This window comes from Bradyrhizobium sp. Ec3.3, assembly GCF_000472925.1.
Classification (GTDB): domain Bacteria; phylum Pseudomonadota; class Alphaproteobacteria; order Rhizobiales; family Xanthobacteraceae; genus Bradyrhizobium.
In genome coordinates this window covers 1-2,494 of the sequence record NZ_AXAS01000145.1, presented here as the reverse complement: position 1 = coordinate 2,494, position 2,494 = coordinate 1, and the positions used below count along the sequence as shown (strand labels likewise).

General features: G+C 57.3%; 1 protein-coding gene and 1 pseudogene. One reads left to right on the top strand and one right to left on the bottom strand.

Features of this window, described 5'->3' with window-relative positions:
• Positions 1-445: pseudogene (locus YUU_RS58060) on the bottom strand (transposase); the annotation flags it as partial.
• 712 nt (positions 446-1,157) lie between these two features.
• On the opposite strand from YUU_RS58060, the gene YUU_RS54520 reads away from it, so the two are divergent.
• Entirely contained in the window at positions 1,158-2,123 is a 966-nt protein-coding gene (locus YUU_RS54520) for an NAD(P)-dependent oxidoreductase (protein WP_035665239.1), read from the top strand.
• The last annotated feature ends 371 nt before the right edge of the window (positions 2,124-2,494 follow it).

Sequence of the window (2,494 nt, the reverse complement as noted above, 5' to 3'; positions counted from 1 at the left end):
GATCCGCAGCAAAATCTCCTTCCTTTATAAGGGCATCACCAGATGAGTAGTATGACGCGCCAACGTCATGCCCCGCGAACAGCGCATTCTTGCGACTGAGCTTGACGCCCCGGATTGATCGTTCGACCGTGTTGTTGTCGAGTTCGATGCGGCCGTCATCAATGAAGCGCGTTAAGCCTTGCTAGCGCGAGAGGGCGCAGCGGGTGGCCTCGGCGAGCTTGATCTTCTGGCTGATGAGAGCCAGCTTGCCGCGCAGCCATACGTCGAAGGCATCGGCCAGTGGTCGGCTCTTCTGCTGCCGCACGAGGCGACGTTCCTCCGCGCTGCGGCCGCGGATCTCCTTCTCGATCGCATAGAATGCGGCAATGTGCTTGAGCGCCTCGCTTGCGATCGGAGCGGGGCCGGCTGTCGCGAGTTCGTAGAAGTTGCGCCGCATGTGCACCCAGCTTGCGTCAGGACAAGTCCTGGAAAGGAGGAAGAATGTGATCTGAAACCTTTCAACGTGACCCAGAGGTTTCGACGCCCTCGCGGCAAAGGCGGAGCCCGCCAGCCGGAAGCAAGTCTTGCATGGGTGACGGTAACGTCGCTCGTGAAGCGTAGACAGCAGGTACTTAAGCCCTGTGGCAGCCTCGAAATGATGGTCGTGCTGAAGCCTTCGCCGTGTTGGGTGCGGGGGCAGCTCCGGGAAAGCCGCTATGGCCAGGCTGACCGGGTCTGATCACGGAACGGCTTGCGACAGTGGGCGGATCCTTGTCGCTGTAGAGCGGCGCGGTCTCGCGATCGACCAGCCCAACCGATCTTGCGGCCAAGCTGCACCAGGTCGTGCTTGAGATTGATGATCTGATCGAGCCTGGCGCGAAACAGATCGTCCTTGAATCGTAAAGCCGCGCGCTCCCTACCAGACCTCAGGGGTGAAGTTGCAAACCTGATGAGTTAAACGCGGTCGCTCAATGTTTACGGTCGGATTTGCGATTTAAAGCTGTCAATCGTGGCTTGCTACACAATGAGGTTTTGGACTCCACGAGCTAGTTTGGCGTTCCTGTGGTCGTGGGGACCACTGCGGTCGGCCCATTTTCTCTTTTCGGCGCAATGAAGCCTAGCATTTCTCTACATCGTCACGGAGCAATCGTAGTCTAAAAGTGGTTGGGGTGCTCAGCATGGCAAAGGCATTGGTGACCGGAGCGACCGGCTTCATCGGCTCGCAACTGTGTAGAAAACTAGTAGTATTGGGCGCCGAAGTGCACGCGGTCTCACGTAATCCGCCGAACGAGCTGGAGGTTTGGTGGCGATCGGCTGGTGGAGATATCAGTGACGCTGCACTTGCGGCTAAGATTCGGTGGTGGAGCGCCAATTTAACTGATTTTACGGCTACTCGGAAGCTGATCCGGACCATTCGACCGGAGGTGACCTACCACTTGGCGAGCCAAGTTACTGGTTCGCGCAACATCGAGATGGTCTTACCCTTGCTTCAAAATAACTTCGTATCTGCGGTCAATCTTCTCTTGGCTGCGGCTGAAGGCAGCACTCACCGGATTCTGCTCGCAGGTTCCTTTGAAGAGCCGGAGGGAGTGGATCCAGTGCCCTGCTCCCCCTATGCCGCCGCAAAGTGGTCGGCATCAAGTTATGCCCGTATGTTTCGGGCCTTATACCAAGTCGACGTTGTCGTCGCGAAAATATTCATGGTTTATGGCCCCGGGCAAGCGGACTATACCAAGTTGATTCCCTACGTCATCACTACTCTCTTGCGCGGCGAGGCGCCTAGGTTGACCAGTGGCCTACGGATGCTCGACTGGATTTATGTTGACGATGTGGTTAATGGCTTAATCGCATCTGCCCAGGGACCACCTACCGACGACCGTCCGATAGATCTCGGATCTGGGCAGGAGTACTCAATCCGGGAGATCGTGAAGCAACTGACCAATCTCATTCCTGGTGCCCCGGAACCACTGTTCGAAGCATTGCCGGACCGACCACTTGAACGACTCGGAAAATCTGACATCGGCCGATCTCATAACCTGATCGGCTGGGGCCCATCTACGATTTTGGAGTCGGGACTTAGCCGCACAGTTGAATGGTACAAACGATGCATGTTCTGGAACCGAACACAGGGTAGTGGCGAGTAAGCCACATACGCCGAGCTCAGGCCGTTCGGGCCTTGAAGTCCCAGAGCGTAGCGCATCGATCTGCGAGATCGGGCAGCGCTGCGCGATCCGTTCGACCGTTTGCGTGACCCGGGCATGCCGATCGACCTCGTTAATCCTCGCGGACTGCAGAAGCAGACGCAAGCCCCCGAGCAGAGACGTCTCGCGGCGGCTGGTCTGATCACTGAAAACTGTACGTATGGACAGCCATCAGATATAGCGCGGCAATCTGAGTGCGAAGACGCTCTCATCCTGATTGGGTTCTTCCGCACATTTGGTGCAGGCTGCGGGATTCACGGACAGTGCGAATAAGGGCATAAGGTCAGGATCGCAGTCGACGCCCGTGATTCGCC